A 15958-nucleotide genomic window follows, 5' to 3' on the forward strand; every position below is an offset into this window, starting at 1 on the left:
TAGCTGGCGCACGAGATTCTCACGACATTGGAGTTCGACCATGATCAAGTACGCGATCGCAGCTTCTACGCTGCTCCTCAGCACGACGGCGCTTGCGCAAACCGCTCAGCCCACCGCGGATCCTGCGGCGCCGGCGGGCCCTGTTGATCCGTTGTCGTCGACAACGACCACGACCACCACGGACCCGGCGACACCCACGACCACTACTGCCCAGCCGGCTCCGACAGAGCAGTCCACGACGACGCCGTCGGGAGTCCAGCCGGCCCAGCCTGCCACTCCCGCCGATCCATCCACGTCCACTTCGGCGACCCCTGCGACTCCCGCCTCACCTGCGCAGCAGGATGCCGCGACCGGGGAGCAGGGCGGCGGCGACGCCGTCGCGACCACGGTGGAAGCGGACTGGGCCAAGTACGACACCAACAGCGGTGGCACGCTCAGCCGCACCGAGTTCAACAAGTGGGTGACGGACCTGCAGACTGCCGCGGACAAGAAAGCCCCCACCCGCGGCTACCTGAACTCGGCCTTCCGCAAGGCCGATTCCGACAAGAACGGCAACGTTTCCAAGGAAGAACTGCAGACCTTCCTGCGCGGCTAAGCGCACGTATCAGCGGGCGGCCCGGACCCGGGCCGCCCGTCAGCGCTCAGGCGAATTCCTCCTCATCCGCGGCCGCCAGTGCGCCTTCATCAACGTCCGGTTCCTCCTCGGCGGAAACGCCCTGCTCCAGCCTCTTTTCCTCGGCCGCCAGTTCCTCCGCATCCTCCGCCGTGATCCCAAATCGCGCCGCAACGTCAGGCGCGAAGCGGAGCAGGTCCGGCCGAAGCTTGATAATCGACACGTCCTTCGACTTGCCCTCCATCATCACGTCGAATTCCAGCCCTTCGGCCATGCGCATGAAGGTCGCGAATTCAAACGGATTCGTGAAGTCGCTGTGACCCGTCCAGATCGGAGGCAGCAGGACGGTCTTGACCCGTGCAGTCGCCTTCACCGGCGCCTTGGTCAGTGCTTTTGAACGGCGACCCGTGCCAGCCTTTGCGGCAGCGCGCTGCTTGGCGGTGATCTGGCGCTTCACCTCCCGCATCTCAGTCCTAGGTGAGGAGAAGTGAATCTTCGGCCGGACTCCGTCAGGCCAAGTCGCCAGAAATTTCTCCAACGTTTCCCGGATGTCCAGTCGCTCAGGGTTGAGGCACCAGAAGTGCTGGTAGTCGAACACGCAGCGCACGCCCGTCCGCTCGTGGATCCAGAGTACGTCGGCCGCGGAGAATCGGATGTCGTCGTTCTCGAGCACCAGCCGCCGCTGCACATGCTCGGGGCACTGGTTCCATCCATCGATCCAACGGGCCCTGGAGGCTTCGCGGTCGTCGTAGACCCCGCCGACGTGCGTCACGAGCACCGCTTCCGGACCGCAGCCCATCCTGTCGAGCATCTCGGCCTGACTGGACAGGTCCCAGATGCTCTTGCGGGTAAGGTCCGGGTCCGGGCTGTTGAGCAGAACGTACTGGGAGGGATGGAAGGACAGGCGGATGTCGAGCTCGCGCGCCTTCTTGCCGAACGCGGCCAGTTCCGCATCACTCTCCGCCACCATGTTGTGGAACTGCGGCATGTCCGGGTGGGTGGCGTAGGGCGCCAGGTCCGAGCTCAGCCGGTACATGTCGATCTCGACCTTCTTCAGGTAGTCGAGAATCTCGTCGACATGTTCGAGACTGCATTTCAGGTGCGGGTTCTTCTGCCAGCGACGGGTGTCGTTGCCCTTGAGGCCAGGCACTCCCAGTACCTTCACGGGAAAGCCTAGCCGCAACGGGCGGGTCGGGGTCGACGTCATGCGATCTGCTCCTCTGGAAAGCCGAGTTCGCGCACGAACTCGTTCCATTGCTCGTGCCGTAACGCACCGCCGCTCGCTGCGCGGTGGCCGCTGCCATATTCGCTGCCTGCGCCCTCCGGCCGGCGCTCGGCGAAGAAGCGGATGAGGTCGTGCCCGGCAGCCGTGCGCGCGGCGAAGTGGACCCAGCCGGGCCGGTAGTCGCGATTGGCCGCGATTACGACCTTGTCCTTCAGGCGCGATCGCCATTGCTGGGCGACCAGAGGGTGGACCTGGCAGGGCGATGCGAGCGGAATCAGAGCGACATCGCCCCGCACCTTCGGGGCCACCCGCCGCGCGATCTCCATCTCGGCCTTCACCTCTTCTTTGGCGGCGATCAATTCGGCGGTCTCGGGATACTCACCCGACAGCAGTTCCTTCGGGGAGTTGCACTTCAGCAGCAGCTGCAGAGCCGGCGTGGCGTCGGCCGAGGCTGTGCGCCGGGGCGCGTTGATCAGCGAGACGGCGTTGCGGAGGGCGGTCTTGCCAAAGCGTCGCTGCGCTTCCTCCAGCTCGGAAAAGCCGGCGTCCTCGGCCATGTCGCCGATCAGCCCGATGGCTGCGAGCCACAGCAGGTCCTCGGCCGCTCCGGCGCCCCGCGCGCACCAATAAGCGAGCAGCGCCGAGGTCGGCTCGGGCACCTGGCCGTGCCCGCTGATCACCAACGCTTCGCCCGGCACACCGGTCGGCACGTGATGGTCGATGAGAACTGTCGGCACGCCGGGTGCGATCTCGCCGTCGCGGACCCCAAGATCGGTGGCGATAAGGGCGGGAGGCGAACGCTCCGCCAGCTCCGCGCGGAGCTCCGGGGACCATGGGTTCTCGCCTTTGCCCACCAGCCTGACGTCCGATCCTTCAAGCGTACGCGCGAGGATCGCAACGGCCGACAGCCCGTCCGCATCGAAGTGCCCCAGGATCAGTGGCGAACCGGGCGCAAGGTCCAGCCAGGAGCGGAAGCGGTCACCGGTAGCTTGCGGGTCGAGAGCCATGGGGAGGGAACGACCCGGGCCGCATCCTGCTCCGCAACCAAGCCGCACCCTGCCCGTTCGTCCGTATGGGGCCACACAGGAGAGCGACCAGATGATCACACGCACCGCGAGCGCGCGCTACGAGGGTATGGGGAAATCCGGGAAGGGCTGGATCAGCACACAATCTGGCGTCCTTCATGACCAGCGCTATGGCTTCAACACTCGTTTCGAGAACGAGCCCGGCACCAATCCGGAGGAACTGATCGCGGCGGCTCACGCCGGCTGCTTCGCGATGGCGCTGAGCTTCGAACTGGCCAAGGTCGGTGTCGAGGATGGGACGCTTGAGGCGGAGGCGAGGGTCAAGCTTGACCAGGACGGCACCGGTTTCAAGGTCAGCCGCTCCGACCTCAGGCTACGCGCCTCCGTCCCGGGCATCGAGGAGGCGCGCTTGCGGGAGCTGGCGGAGAGCGCAAAGGCGAACTGCCCGATCTCCAAGCTCCTCAACGCGGAGACGAGCCTCGACGTGGAGATCGCTGCCGGCGCTTCGGCCTAGGCGCCGCCGACTGCGAGTTGCGTGAGCTGAAGTAGCTGTGCATGGCCGTCCCATGGCCGCCGGCAATCCTTCGAACCACGAGCGAAACGCGGGGCTGTTGCTCATGGCGGCGGCGGGGCTTGCGCTGGTCATCGCCAACTCGCCCATGGCCGATGCTTACCACGGGGCCCTTCACGCATACGTCGGTCCGTTGACCATCCATTATTGGATCGCGGACGCGCTGATGGCGGTTTTCTTCCTGCTGGTCGGACTGGAGGTGAAGCGCGAGTGGTATGACGGTCAGCTGGCGACGCCGGCGGCGCGGCGTCTGCCGATGATCGCCGCCGCCGCCGGGATGGCGATGCCCGCGTTGGTGTACAAGATTGCCACCGGCTTCGATGCGGCGCTCAGCAGCGGCTGGGCGATTCCTGCTGCGACCGACATTGCCTTCGCGCTGGGGGTGCTGGCGCTGATCGGCAGCCGGGTGCCAGCATCGATCAAGCTGCTGCTCGTCACCATCGCCATCATTGATGACATCGGCGCAGTCGTGATCATCGCGCTTTTCTATACGTCGGACCTGAACGTGCAGGCGCTGGCCGTATCCGCGCTCATCGTCGGCATCATGGCGGCCATGACCATGTTCGGAGTCCGCAAGCTCTGGCCGTTTCTGGCGGGCTTCGTGCTGTTGTGGATCGCTGTGTTCCAGTCCGGTGTCCACGCGACCATCGCGGGCGTTCTCGCCGCGTTGACGATCCCGCTCGGCAAGGGGGAGCCATACTCCCCGCTCAAATTGCTCGAGCATCGCATCCACCCCTATGTCATGTTCGGGATCGTGCCCCTGTTCGGCTTTGCAAGTGCCGGTGTGACCTTTCCCGGCACGGACGCGATTCTGGCACCCCTCCCGATCGGCATCGCGCTTGGCCTGTTCCTGGGCAAGCAGGCCGGAGTATTAGGTGCGGTGTGGATCGCGGATCGGACGGGCGTTGCTCCCAAGCCGGCATCGCTTCGGTGGGTGCACATCTATGGAGCATCGCTTCTGTGCGGGATCGGCTTCACCATGAGCCTGTTCATCGGCGCCTTGGCTTTCGACGACCCGCTGCTGGTGGACGAGGCGAAGATCGGCACGCTGGCGGGATCACTGGCCTCTGGGCTCCTGGGCTTTGCCGTGCTCAAATGGGCCGGCCCCATCCCAAGCACCCGCTACGAACTGGACGAGGCTGAAGAAGTGTTCGGCGAGGATGCGGACAAGGACCCGACGGTATGCAAAGACGAGCTCTCCCGCTGATCCTGCTGGCGTTGCTCCTGGCAGCGTGCGTCAACGTCGGTGCGCCCAACGACAGCCTGGACGCCGTGGCTCGAGACTATGTGCGCACGCAGCTTGCGATCGGCGTGAAGGAAGATGGCTACATTGACGCCTACTACGGTCCCGCCGACCTGCAGGCGGACGGAAAGGCCATCGCTGCGGCGGAGGGCCTGCCGCAATTGGCCGCACGAGTCTCGCAGCTCCGCGCACGCATCGGTCCGCTCCACCAGTCGGAGCCGCGGCGCGCAGCCTTTCTGGACGCGCAGCTGAACGCGGCTGCCACACGGCTGCAGATGCTCCAAGGCGAGAAACTGCCGTTCGCCGAAGAAGCGCAAGGCCTGTTCGGAGTTCGTCCGCAACTCAAACCCCTGTCGGCCTACGACCCGGTCCTTGCCCGCATCGATGCGCTCGTTCCCGGAGAGGATGCCCTGCCGGATCGGGTTGAGGCCTTCCAGAATCGCTTCACGGTGGGGCGCAAGGAACTGGAGGACGTGTTCCGGAACGCTATCGCGGCCTGCCGGACAGCCACGCTGCGGCACATCACCCTGCCCCCGACGGAGCGCTTCAACCTGGCTTTCGTTCACGACAAGAGTTGGAGCGGCTACAACTATTATCTTGGTGATTACCAATCCCGGATCGAGATCAACACCGACTTGCCGATCCGCATCAACCGGGCGATTGATCTTGGCTGTCACGAAGGTTATCCCGGGCACCACGCGCTGAACGTCTTGCTGGAAGAGCGACTGGTGCGCGGTCGCGGCTGGGTCGAGTTCAGCGTCTATCCCCTTTATTCGCCGCAGTCGCTGATCGCTGAAGGCTCCGCCAATTTTGGCATCGACCTGGCGTTTCCGCCGGCCCGCAAGCTCCGTTACGAGATGGCTGTCCTGTACCCGCTGGCGAAGCTGCCGACGCAGGACGCGGAGAGGTACGACCAGCTGTTGCTGGCACTACGGGATCTTCAGGGTGCGCGAATGACCATCGCGCAGATGTTCCTGGACGGCCAGATCGGCGAGGAAGAGGCGGTGCGGCTGACGCAGAAGTACCAGCTGTTCAGCGAAGCCCGTGCACGCCAGTCGGTGAACTTCACCAAACAGTATCGCAGCTACGTCATCAATTATGGTCTCGGCCGGGATATGGTGGCGGCGGATGTCGAGAGCGCCGGTGCAGCCGAGGAGGCGCGCTGGAGACGAATGGAGCAGCTCCTCTCCGAGCCCACCCTCCCGTCCGACTTGAAGGCGCGGTGATGCGCTGCTTCTGGGACGAGCGGCAGCGGGCCCATGCTCCCGCCGCCGAGTTCTTCAACGGCGCGCTGCATCCCGCCGCCGAGCATGGTGGTCGGGTGGATGCGGTTCTGTCGGCGATCCGCGCGACGGAACCTGCACGCGACCATGGATTGGAGCCGCTGTTACGGGTTCATTCCGCAGACTATCTCGACTTCCTTCGAGCGGCATTTGCCGAGTGGCGTGCTGCCGGACGCGAGGGTGACGCTTTCCCCTACGCCTTTCCGGTGGTGCATCGCCGAGCACTGGATTTCGACCGCATCGACGCCAAGCTCGGTCAGTACAGTTACGACACTTCCACACCGATCGGTGAGCATAGCTGGCAGGCCGCATACTGGGGCGCGCAGACGGCCCTGACAGCGCTCGAAGCCGCGCGTGCGGATGGCACCGCCTTCGCCTTCTGCCGCCCACCGGGACATCACGCGGGACGCGATTATCTTGGCGGCTACAGTTACGTCAACAATGCCGCAGTCGCCGCAGAACAGGCGCTCGCAGAAGGCGGGTCGAAGGTAGCGATTCTCGATGTAGACTATCATCATGGGAACGGCACACAGGACATTTTCACCGACCGGAACGATGTACGGTTCGTGTCCATTCATGCGGACCCGACGACCGACTACCCCTTCTTCTGGGGCCATGCCGACGAGAGTCGCGGAAACATCCTCAACCTGCCGCTTCCGCGCGGCACCGGCTATCCTGCCTACGAACGCGCGCTCGCTCAGGGGCTGGAGTGGGTCGCGGCCGGATCGCCCGACCTGCTGATCGTCAGCTACGGCGCCGACACCTACGCGGGCGACCCGATCAGCCACTTCGCGCTCGAGACACCCGACTACACGGCTATGGCGGGGTGCATCGCTGCACTAGACCTGCCAACGCTCATCGTGATGGAAGGCGGGTATGCGATAGACGCGCTCGGCGCCAACATGGCCGCCTTCCTCGAAGGCTTTGCGCGTCGGGGTTAGCGGTGGCCGTTCGTTGAGGCGGCAATCTTGTCCATGAAGGCGAGCATCACGCCCGACGCGATGAAGACCAGGTGGATGACGACCATCCAGAACAACTGCTGATCCGTTCCTGGGACCATCTTGCCGGGCTCCAGCGCCATGAAGTTCTTCAGAAGGTTGATGCCCGAGATTGCCACGATCGATGCGATCAGCTTGAGCTTCAGCCCGGCGAAATCGACCTTGCCCATCCACTCGGGTCGATCCTCATGGTCCTGCACATCCATCTTCGAGACGAAGTTTTCGTAGCCTGCGAACAGAACCATCAGGAGCAGATTGCCGGTGAGCGTGATGTCGATGAGGGACAGCACGGCCAGGACGGCATCGCTCTCACTCATGGTCAGAGTGTGCGTGACGATATGCCAGCTTTCCTGCGCGAACTTCACCAGCAGCATGCAAGCGCCACGACCATCAGCAGGTAGAAGGGCGCCATCAGCCAGCGACTGCCGAACAGCACGGCTTCGAGGCCCCGCTCCACTCGATCGAACTTCGGACCGCGCCGCGCATTTCCCGGCACGATAGGTGTGTGCTTCATATCTGAGCCCCCAACAAGTGGGGCTCTGGTTAACCACAAGCGGTTAACGGCCGCCTAAGTGCGTTAGAGCTTCTCGGTCAGTTCCGGGACGACCTTGAACAGGTCGCCGACCAGCCCGACGTCCGCCACCTGGAAGATCGGCGCCTCTTCGTCCTTGTTGATCGCAACGATGACCTTGGAGTCCTTCATGCCGGCGAGGTGCTGGATCGCGCCCGAAATGCCGATCGCGATGTACAGCTCCGGAGCGACGATCTTGCCGGTTTGCCCGACCTGATAGTCGTTGGGCGCATAGCCCGCGTCGACCGCCGCACGGCTGGCGCCGACCGCCGCGCCAAGCTTGTCGGCGAGGGGGTCAATCAGCTGGTGAAACGTATCGCTGGAGCCCAGGGCACGACCGCCGGAAACAATGATCTTGGCGCTGGTCAGCTCCGGCCGCTCGCTCTCGCTCGCTTCCATGGAGACGAAAGACGAGCGGTCGTTTGTCACGCCGGCTTCGACCTGCTCCACCGTGGCCGATCCGGCACCCCGCTCCGCCTTGGTGAAAGCCGTGCCGCGGACGGTGATCACCTTCTTGGCATCGTTGGAGCGCACCGTCGCGATGGCATTGCCCGCGTAGATGGGCCTGGTGAACGTGTCCGGCCCCTCGACGGAAATGATATCGCTGATCTGCATGACATCGAGCAAGGCGGCGACACGCGGCGCGATGTTGCGGCCGGTCGTCGTCGACGAAGCCAGCAGGACGTCGTAGCCCTCCATCAGGCGCGCGAGCAGCGGGGCAACCGTCTCAGCGAGCTCATGATCCAGCGCGGAGTCAGCCGCCACCAGCACCTTCGACACCCCCGCGATGCTCTTTGCGTCGTCCGCAGCCGCAGGAGCCGCGCTGTCCGGCAGGAGCAGGTCGACCTCACCGCCGAGCGCGGCGGCCGCACCGAGCGTCGCGAGCGTCGAGTCCTTGACCTTGCCGTCGTGGTGCTCGCCCAAAACCAGGATCTTCATGCCACCGCTCCAATCGCCTTCAGCTTCGCAACGAGCTCATCCACAGAGCCGACCTTGATTCCTGCTTGCCGCTTCGACGGCTCGACGACCTTGAGCGTTTGCAGCCGTGGAGCCGTGTCTACGCCATAATCCGCCGGCGACTTGGTCGCGAGCGGCTTCGACTTGGCCTTCATGATGTTGGGCAGCGAGGCGTAGCGCGGCTCGTTCAGGCGAAGGTCGGTGGTGACGATCGCGGGTAGCTTTAGCGCGACCGTTTCGAGGCCACCGTCAACTTCCCGAGTAACATTGGCGTTGGATCCGTCCACCTCCACCTTCGACGCGAAGGTGCCCTGGCCCCAGCCCAACAACGCAGCCAGCATCTGTCCGACCTGGCTGGCGTCGTCATCGATCGCCTGCTTGCCGAGCAGGAACAGTCCCGGCTGCTCTTCCTCCGCGATCTTCGCGAGGATCTTGGCGACGGCGAGCGGCTCAACCTCATCGTCGGTCTGAACGAGAATGGCACGATCCGCACCCATGGCGAGCGACGTGCGGAGGGTTTCCTGTGCCTTCGCCGGGCCAATGGAGACGGTGACGATCTCGGTGGCCGCGCCCTTCTCCTTGAGCCTGATCGCTTCCTCGACAGCAATCTCGTCGAAGGGGTTCATGCTCATCTTGACGTTGGCGAGATCGACGCCGGTGCCGTCCATCTTCACACGCGGTTTGACGTTGTAGTCGATGACCCGCTTGACCGCGACTAAGACCTTCATGCTCAAACCTCTTCTCGCGTCATTCCCGCGGAGGCGGGAATCCATTTCCTGAACCCTCGTTCCAGCGCCTGGGAGCAGGAGCTGGATCCCCGCCCTCGCGGGGATGACGATTAAGCGGCGCGCTTCACCTCGGCGACGATCTTGGCCGCAGCGTCGCCCAGGTCGTTGGCAGCAACAATCGGCAGGCCTGAACTCGCCAGAATGTCCTTGCCTTGCTGAACGTTGGTGCCCTCGAGCCGGACCACCAGCGGAACCTTGAGGTCGACCTCACGCGCCGCGGCGACGATGCCGTCTGCGATGATGTCGCACTTCATGATGCCGCCGAAAATGTTGACCAGGATGCCCTTCACCGCCGGATCGGCAAGGATGATCTTGAACGCTGCGGTGACCTTCTCCTTGGAGGCGCCGCCGCCGACATCGAGGAAGTTGGCCGGCTCGGCGCCGTTCAGCTTGATGATGTCCATTGTCGCCATGGCGAGACCCGCGCCATTGACCATGCAGCCGATGTCGCCGTCTAGCTTGATGTAGGCGAGATCGTACTTGCTCGCCTCGATCTCCTGCGGGTCCTCCTCGGTCAGGTCGCGCAGCTCGGCCAGGTCCTTGTGGCGGAACATGGCGTTGGAGTCGAAGCCGACCTTGGCGTCAAGCACCATCAGCTTGCCGTCGTCGGTGATCGCCAGCGGATTGATCTCGATTTGCGAGGCGTCGGTACCCTGGAAGGCCGCGTACAGGCCGGCGAGCACCTTTGCCGCCTGCTTGGCGAGGTCCCCCGTGAGCCCGAGCGCTGCCGCCACCGAGCGACCATGGTGGGGCATCAGGCCGGTCGCAGGATCGATGGTGATGGTGTGGATCTTCTCCGGCGTCTCGTGCGCCACATCCTCGATGTTCATGCCGCCCTCGGTGGAGGCGACCACCGCGATGCGGCCGGTTTCGCGGTCGACCAGCAGTGCCAGGTAGAACTCTTTGGCGATGTCGACGCCATCGGTGATGTACAGCCGCTGCACTTCCTTGCCGCCATCGCCCGTCTGCACGGTCACCAGCGTCTTGCCTAGCATCTCCTCGGCGTGCGCCCGAACTTCCTCGATGCTCTTGGCCAGCCGCACGCCGCCCTTGGCGTCGGGCCCGAGTTCCTTGAACTTGCCCTTGCCACGACCGCCAGCGTGGATCTGCGCCTTGACCACCCACAGCGGCCCGGGGAGCTGCTCGGCGGCCTTCACCGCCTCCTCCACACTCAACGCCGCATGACCCGCGGGTACCGGCACGCCGAACTTCGCGAGCAATTCCTTGGCCTGGTATTCGTGGATGTTCATGCAAGATTCCCGGGATTGCGTTTGCGCGGCCCTAAAGCATGACTCCGGAAGGATGCCAAGCTAGGGAACGGGGCGTGAACGCAGGGCCGCCTCGACCGATCCGCAAGATCATCCATGTCGACATGGATGCCTTTTTCGCAAGCGTGGAGCAGCGCGACAACCCGGACCTTCGGGGAAGGCCGGTGGCAGTCGGCGGCGGCCACCGCGGCGTGGTCGCGGCGGCAAGCTACGAGGCCCGCCCGTTCGGCGTGCGATCGGCCATGCCGTCCGTCACCGCCAAGCGGCGCTGCCCGGACCTGGTCTTCGTCAAGCCGCGCTTCGACGCCTATCGGGAGGTGTCGCAGCAGATCCGGCGCATCTTCGCGGATTACACCGACCTGATCGAGCCGCTCAGCCTCGACGAAGCTTATCTCGATGTCACGGAGGACCGGCACGGGCTCGGTTCCGCGCGCGCCATTGCCGAGGACATCCGGCGGCGGATTCGGGAGGAAACCCAGCTCACGGCGTCAGCTGGCGTGTCCTACTGCAAGTTCGTCGCGAAGCTCGCCTCCGATCAGAACAAGCCCGACGGCCTGTGTGTCATCCGGCCGCAGGATGCACCACGCTACATCGGCTCGCTTCCGGTCGGCCGCTTCCATGGCATCGGACCCAAGACCGCCGAGAAGCTCAACCGGATGGGGATCCATACCGGAGCCGATCTCCAGGGACTGAGCCTGGCGGAACTCGAGGGACGGTTCGGCAGCTCGGGCGAATGGTACTGGCGGATCTGCCGGGGCATCGACGAGCGCCCCGTGCGCCCGCATCGGGAAGCAAAGTCCGTCAGTGCGGAGCGCACGTTCGACACGGACCTCAGCGAGCCCGAAGCCCTCACGGTTGAGCTGGAAAGGGTGGCGACACTCGCCTGGGCGCGGATCGAGCGCGCTGAGGTCGCCGGGCGAACGGTTACGCTGAAGGTCAAGTTCGCGGACTTTCAGACCATCACGCGATCCAGGAGTTTCGTCGATCCGGTGACCGACAAGGTTGGATTCACGACCGCGGGACACCATCTCCTGGCTAGTCTGTTGCCCGTGCCCAAGGGCGTCAGGCTGCTCGGCCTCGGCATCCACAACTTAATCGTGGTTAACGCGGGCGTGCCGTTACAGCTGGGTCTGGAGATTTAAGTCAGTTTGTGTTACAGACTGATTTCAGAGGCAGCCGCGATTCAGCGGAAGCCCGACTGCAAGCAGGACTCCAGGAGAGAGAAGAGCCAAGGCCGCAGGTCGACTTGGGGGGACCATGCGGATTCCGAGGGCTCGGACTCACACTCGAAGAAAGGTGAACGAATGGCAGCGAAGGCGTTGAGCTTCGACGTTGGCGATTACGTAGTTTACCCCAAGCATGGTGTTGGCCGCGTCGTTGAACTGCAAAGCACGGAGATCGCGGGCTGTCGGCTCGACCTTTACGTGCTGCGCTTCGAAAAGGAGCGGATGACGCTCCGCGTTCCCGTGAACAAGGCGGACTCCGTCGGCATGCGCAAGCTGTCGTCCGACAAGACGATGACCGCCGCGCTCGAGACGCTGAAGGGCAAGCCGAAGGTGAAGCGCACCATGTGGTCGCGCCGCGCCCAGGAGTATGAAGCCAAGATCAACTCGGGCGACCTGTCGTCGATCGCCGAAGTGGTCCGCGACCTGTTCCGTCCGGACGACGCGCCGGAGCAGAGCTATTCGGAGCGGCAGATCTTCGAGGCCGCTTCTTCGCGTCTCGCACGCGAGCTGGCTGCGATGGAGCAGGTCGACGAACCGACGGCGCTGAAGAAGATCCTCGAGATCCTCAACAAGGCAGCGCTGATCCACCACAAGACTAAGGAAGTGGTGGAATAAGCCTCCCCGCCCTCCTTGAGGTCGAACAAGGGCGCCTCCTTCGCGGGAGGCGCCCTTTTTCGCATGCTTGCCATGCCTCGGCCGCTGGTGTATTGTTGATGCAATACAGCGAGACAGGAGGGTATCGATGCGTCGAGCGGTGTTTGGAGCGATGGCGGCCACGCTTGCACTGAGTGCGTGCAGTGTCAGCAAGGCGGAAGACGGCGGGCCGACAACGTCCCGTACCTTTCCCGTAGGGGGATTCACCAAGATCGAGGTTGCAGGCCCGTTCGACGTTGACGTGACCACCGGGGGCCAGCCCAGTGTAGCGGCGCAAGGCCCCCAAAAGCTGCTCGAGAAAATGGTCGTCGAGGTGGACGGCAACACCCTTCGAATCCACCCGGAGAAGCGCTCCGGCTGGTTCGGAAGCGGCTTCAGTTGGAGTGGCGGCAAGGCGCGCGTCGCGGTCTCGGCACCGATGATCGAAGGCGCGGCCATAGCGGGATCGGGTGATGTCCGCGTGAACCGGGTCAGCGGCCCTCGGTTCGCAGGCTCCATCGCGGGCTCCGGCAACCTTCGGATCGCCGAGGTGCGGGTCGAGGACCTGCGGCTGGAGATCGCCGGCTCGGGGGAAGCCTCGGCCGCTGGGCAGGCGGCACGAGCCCGTTATGAGATTGCCGGAAGCGGCGACATCCGCGCGGGGCAGGTAGCAAGCCAGCAAGTCTCGGCTGACATTGCTGGTTCGGGAAATATCGAGGCCAATGCCACGGACACGGCCAAGGTGGGGATTGCCGGGTCCGGGGACGTGCGCGTGACCGGCGGTGCCAAATGCAGCATCAGCAAGGCAGGGAGCGGCAACGTCCAGTGCTCTTGACGACGCATTAACCATCGTGCGGCATGAAGGAGCGATGACACGCTTCCTGCTGATAGCTGCCCTTGCGACCGCTTCATTCCCCGCTACCGCGGCGGAGCGGAACTTCTCCATCACGAGCTTCGACCGGATCCGGGTCGAAGGGCCGTTCGCGGTTACGCTGGTGACGGGCAAGGCCCCGTTCGCGAGGGCTAGCGGATCTGCGCAGGGTCTGGACGGCGTGGCGGTCGAGATCAATGGGCGGACACTGGTGATCCGGCCCAACCGCTCCTCCTGGGGTGGCTATCCCGGCCAGCAACGCGGGCCCGTGGAGATCAGCGTTGGAACCCATGAGTTGAGGAGCGCGGTGCTGAACGGCTCGGGGAGCCTGGCCATTAATGCGGTCAAGGGGCTCGCATTCGACCTTACCATCCAGGGCGCCGGAACCGCTTCGATCGACCAGGTCGGTGTCGACAGGCTGACGACCGGCATTGCGGGGGCCGGGAGCGCCAGATTGGCCGGCAAGGCGCTGAAGTTCACGGCCGTGGTGCGCGGTACCTCTGCGCTCGATGCGGGGGCGTTGCAGGTCAAGGACCTGAAGATCGGCGCGGAGGGGCCCACCACGGTTCGCGCCGTGGCTACCAACAGCGCCGACGTGACCGCCCGTGGGCTTTCGGCCGTGACCCTGGCAGGTAATCCTGCGTGCAAGGTCGTCGCCGAGGGCTCGGCAACCGTTTCCGGCTGCCGCTAGACCAAAGCGAGCGCCGCCAGCCTTCCGTAGAGCGGCGGAGGAAGCAGCCCCAACCCGCTGTCGTCAGTGTCTCCCGGCAGCGGCGCCTCCGCCCCTTCCAGATAGCGCCAACCCTGGTGCGCGCGCTTGGCCGTGGGCGGCACCGGCTGCAGCGCATCGGCGCAGACGATGTCGAGGCGTCCGTCGGGCCGGTCCTCGAACCGCAGGATCGTCTGGCAGGCGATGATCCGGTGCTTGACGATCCAGTAAAGCGAGCCACCGACCAGTTCTGCCATACGCTTGGGCTTCATGCGCGTAACAACGCGAACCTCACCGTGACCGGTGCGGGAGGCGATCCGCTTTTCCAGCGCCGCAAGATCACGGCAGCCCACGGCAACCTTGGTGAGATGGAGAGTCGGCACACCCTGCTCCTGCGGCAAAAGCGCAGGCGAAGACAAGGGCTTAGCCAGTGAGGCCAACCGCTGTTGCAAGCCCGAGGAAGATGAGGAACCCCATGGAATCCGTCACCATGGTCACGAAGATGCTGCTCGCCACCGCCGGATCGGCGCGCAGGCGCTCCATGGTGAGCGGAACCAGCACGCCCGCGAAGCCGGCGATCAGGATGTTGAAGAGCATGGCTGCGGCGATGACAGCGCCCAATTGCGGGCTCTGGAGGATCAGGGAAACGGCGATTCCGATCAGCGTCGCGACCGTGAGCCCGTTCAGCATCGCGACCCGGATCTCGCGCCAGACCTGCCGCCAGCGGTTGGAGCGCGTGAGCTGGTTGGTGGCGAGCGCGCGAACCGTGACCGCGAGCGTCTGCGTCCCGGCATTGCCGCCGACCCCCGCCACGATCGGCATCAGCGCTGCAAGGATTGCCAGGCGTTCGATCGAGTCCTCGAAGATCCGGATGACCGTGGACGCGAGCAAGGCGGTCAGAAGGTTGGCGATCAGCCAGCGGACGCGCGCCTTGTAGCTCTCGCGCACCGGCTCGTTGATGTCGCCCTCGCCAGCGCCGGACAGGAGCAGGACGTCTTCGCTCGCTTCCTCCTGGATGATGTGGACCACGTCGTCCACCGTGATCATCCCGACCAGGCGCCCGCTGTCGTCGACCACCGCGGCCGAGACCAGCGCATATTTCTGGAAGCGCAGCGCCACGTCTTCCTGATCCATGTCGACCGGGATTAGCGTCTGCTCTCGCAACATGATGTCGCAGACCCGCCGGTGCCGTGCCGACCGGAGGATGTTGGACAGCTTGCAGGTGCCAACGGGATGGTGGGACGCGCTGACGACGAACACCTCCCAGAAGTCGTCTGCCAGACCTTCGCCCGAACGCAGGTAATCGATCACCTGCCCAACCGTCCAATGCTCCGGCACCGCGATGAGGTCGCGCTGCATCAGGCGACCGGCGGACTCCTCGGGATAGGTGAGCGCTTCCTCGATGGCGGCGCGGTCGTCCGGCTCCATGGCGCGGAGAACGGCGCGCTGCTCGTCCTCCTCCAGGTCCTCGATCAGTGCGACGGCATCGTCGGTTTCGAGCTGCCCGGCGATGTCTGCGACCCGCTGCGGCTCCATCTCGTCGATGAGCGCCTCGCGGACGTGCTCGTTCATCTCGGCGATCACGTCGGCGTCGACGATCAGGCCGAGAGCGGCCACGAGACCTTCGCGCTCGTCCGCCCGGGCAAGTTCGATCAGGTCGGCAACGTCCGCCGGATGGAGCGGCTCCACCAGCTCACGGGCGGTCTGGACGTCTCCCGTTGCCACGGCGTCGAGCACGTCCCTGACGAACTCCGGCCGAAGCCGGTCTTCCTCGTCCATCACCCGGTCGTCCGGCTCGGCCTGCTGCGGGGGCGAAGTGACGTCCTTGACCTCGGGCGCAAGTGGGGCGTCGGCGATATTCTCGCGCTCGCTCATGTGCTTGACCCCTTGCCGACCCGAGTGAACGGCCCTTTGTCACCTGTCGCCGGCTTTGTCACCCCGAAGGGTGACTTGAGCCACCTCCAGCGGCTAAGGCGG

At 64.9% G+C, this 15958-nt stretch carries 18 protein-coding genes; 9 read left to right on the top strand and 9 right to left on the bottom strand.

Features of this window, described 5'->3' with window-relative positions; genetic code table 11:
- Nucleotides 1-40: 40 nt before the first annotated feature.
- Entirely contained in the window at nt 41-595 is a 555-nt protein-coding gene (locus JT720_RS04340) for an EF-hand domain-containing protein (RefSeq protein WP_205479595.1), read from the top strand.
- 46 nt (nt 596-641) lie between these two features.
- Here the strand turns inward: JT720_RS04340 and uvsE are convergent, their stop codons facing one another.
- Complete coding sequence (gene uvsE / locus JT720_RS04345) at nt 642-1820, bottom strand: UV DNA damage repair endonuclease UvsE (protein ID WP_237219641.1); 1179 nt, start codon at nt 1818-1820, stop codon at nt 642-644.
- Complete coding sequence (locus JT720_RS04350) at nt 1817-2845, bottom strand: single-stranded-DNA-specific exonuclease RecJ family protein (RefSeq protein WP_205479597.1); 1029 nt, start codon at nt 2843-2845, stop codon at nt 1817-1819. Before JT720_RS04350 ends, uvsE begins: the two co-directional genes overlap by 4 nt.
- A 91-nt stretch (nt 2846-2936) precedes the next feature.
- On the opposite strand from JT720_RS04350, the gene JT720_RS04355 reads away from it, so the two are divergent.
- Genes JT720_RS04355 through JT720_RS04370 form a run of 4 tightly spaced genes read left to right on the top strand, consistent with a single transcriptional unit; the run spans nt 2937 to nt 6901 of the window.
- Nucleotides 2937-3377 (top strand): OsmC family protein, encoded by a 441-nt coding sequence (locus tag JT720_RS04355; protein WP_205479599.1) that lies wholly within the window; start codon nt 2937-2939, stop codon nt 3375-3377.
- A gap of 52 nt (nt 3378-3429) precedes the next feature.
- Entirely contained in the window at nt 3430-4641 is a 1212-nt protein-coding gene (gene nhaA, locus JT720_RS04360; RefSeq protein WP_205479600.1) for a Na+/H+ antiporter NhaA, read from the top strand.
- Nucleotides 4617-5903 carry a hypothetical protein gene (locus tag JT720_RS04365; protein WP_237219642.1) on the top strand — a complete coding sequence of 429 codons (1287 nt, stop codon included), beginning with the start codon at nt 4617-4619 and terminating at the stop codon, nt 5901-5903. The genes nhaA and JT720_RS04365 overlap by 25 nt, the downstream gene beginning before the upstream one ends.
- A complete protein-coding gene (locus JT720_RS04370; RefSeq protein ID WP_205479602.1) occupies nt 5903-6901 on the top strand; it encodes a histone deacetylase family protein in 999 nt (332 codons plus the stop codon). The genes JT720_RS04365 and JT720_RS04370 overlap by 1 nt, the downstream gene beginning before the upstream one ends.
- Here the strand turns inward: JT720_RS04370 and JT720_RS04375 are convergent.
- From JT720_RS04375 to sucC, 5 genes are all read right to left on the bottom strand, one after another.
- On the bottom strand, nt 6898-7332 hold the full coding sequence (locus JT720_RS04375; protein ID WP_205479603.1) for a TIGR00645 family protein: 435 nt from the start codon (nt 7330-7332) through the stop codon (nt 6898-6900). The two genes, JT720_RS04370 and JT720_RS04375, sit on opposite strands and share 4 nt — an antisense overlap.
- Entirely contained in the window at nt 7320-7472 is a 153-nt protein-coding gene (locus JT720_RS04380) for a hypothetical protein (RefSeq protein ID WP_205479604.1), read from the bottom strand. Before JT720_RS04380 ends, JT720_RS04375 begins: the two co-directional genes overlap by 13 nt.
- Nucleotides 7473-7535: 63 nt before the next feature.
- Entirely contained in the window at nt 7536-8468 is a 933-nt protein-coding gene (locus JT720_RS04385; RefSeq protein ID WP_205479605.1) for an electron transfer flavoprotein subunit alpha/FixB family protein, read from the bottom strand.
- A complete protein-coding gene (locus tag JT720_RS04390) occupies nt 8465-9214 on the bottom strand; it encodes an electron transfer flavoprotein subunit beta/FixA family protein (RefSeq protein ID WP_205479606.1) in 750 nt (249 codons plus the stop codon). Before JT720_RS04390 ends, JT720_RS04385 begins: the two co-directional genes overlap by 4 nt.
- 110 nt (nt 9215-9324) lie before the next feature.
- Nucleotides 9325-10524: an ADP-forming succinate--CoA ligase subunit beta gene (gene sucC / locus JT720_RS04395; protein ID WP_205479607.1), complete on the bottom strand. Its 1200-nt coding sequence runs from the start codon at nt 10522-10524 to the stop codon at nt 9325-9327.
- A gap of 74 nt (nt 10525-10598) precedes the next feature.
- Between sucC and dinB the strand changes: the two genes are divergently transcribed.
- The 4 genes from dinB (at nt 10599) to JT720_RS04415 (ending at nt 13963) form a co-directional block, all read left to right on the top strand.
- Nucleotides 10599-11684, top strand: a complete 1086-nt coding sequence (gene dinB, locus JT720_RS04400) for a DNA polymerase IV (protein WP_336511936.1) — start codon at nt 10599-10601, stop codon at nt 11682-11684.
- Between the two features lie 162 nt (nt 11685-11846).
- A complete protein-coding gene (locus JT720_RS04405) occupies nt 11847-12383 on the top strand; it encodes a CarD family transcriptional regulator (RefSeq protein ID WP_205479610.1) in 537 nt (178 codons plus the stop codon).
- A 127-nt stretch (nt 12384-12510) separates the two neighbouring features.
- A complete protein-coding gene (locus JT720_RS04410; RefSeq protein WP_205479611.1) occupies nt 12511-13236 on the top strand; it encodes a head GIN domain-containing protein in 726 nt (241 codons plus the stop codon).
- A 34-nt stretch (nt 13237-13270) separates the two neighbouring features.
- Nucleotides 13271-13963, top strand: coding sequence for a GIN domain-containing protein (locus JT720_RS04415; protein ID WP_205479613.1), 693 nt, complete (start codon nt 13271-13273; stop codon nt 13961-13963).
- Here JT720_RS04415 and JT720_RS04420 read toward each other — a convergent pair.
- Both JT720_RS04420 and mgtE read right to left on the bottom strand, forming a co-directional pair.
- Complete coding sequence (locus JT720_RS04420) at nt 13960-14364, bottom strand: DUF1489 family protein (RefSeq protein ID WP_205479615.1); 405 nt, start codon at nt 14362-14364, stop codon at nt 13960-13962. The genes JT720_RS04415 and JT720_RS04420 overlap by 4 nt on opposite strands.
- 40 nt (nt 14365-14404) lie before the next feature.
- Nucleotides 14405-15856, bottom strand: a complete 1452-nt coding sequence (mgtE, locus tag JT720_RS04425; protein WP_205479616.1) for a magnesium transporter — start codon at nt 15854-15856, stop codon at nt 14405-14407.
- Nucleotides 15857-15958 lie beyond the last annotated feature (102 nt).

It is taken from the genome of Sphingomonas arenae (assembly GCF_016924655.1).
Taxonomy (GTDB): Bacteria; Pseudomonadota; Alphaproteobacteria; order Sphingomonadales; family Sphingomonadaceae; genus Sphingomicrobium; species Sphingomicrobium arenae.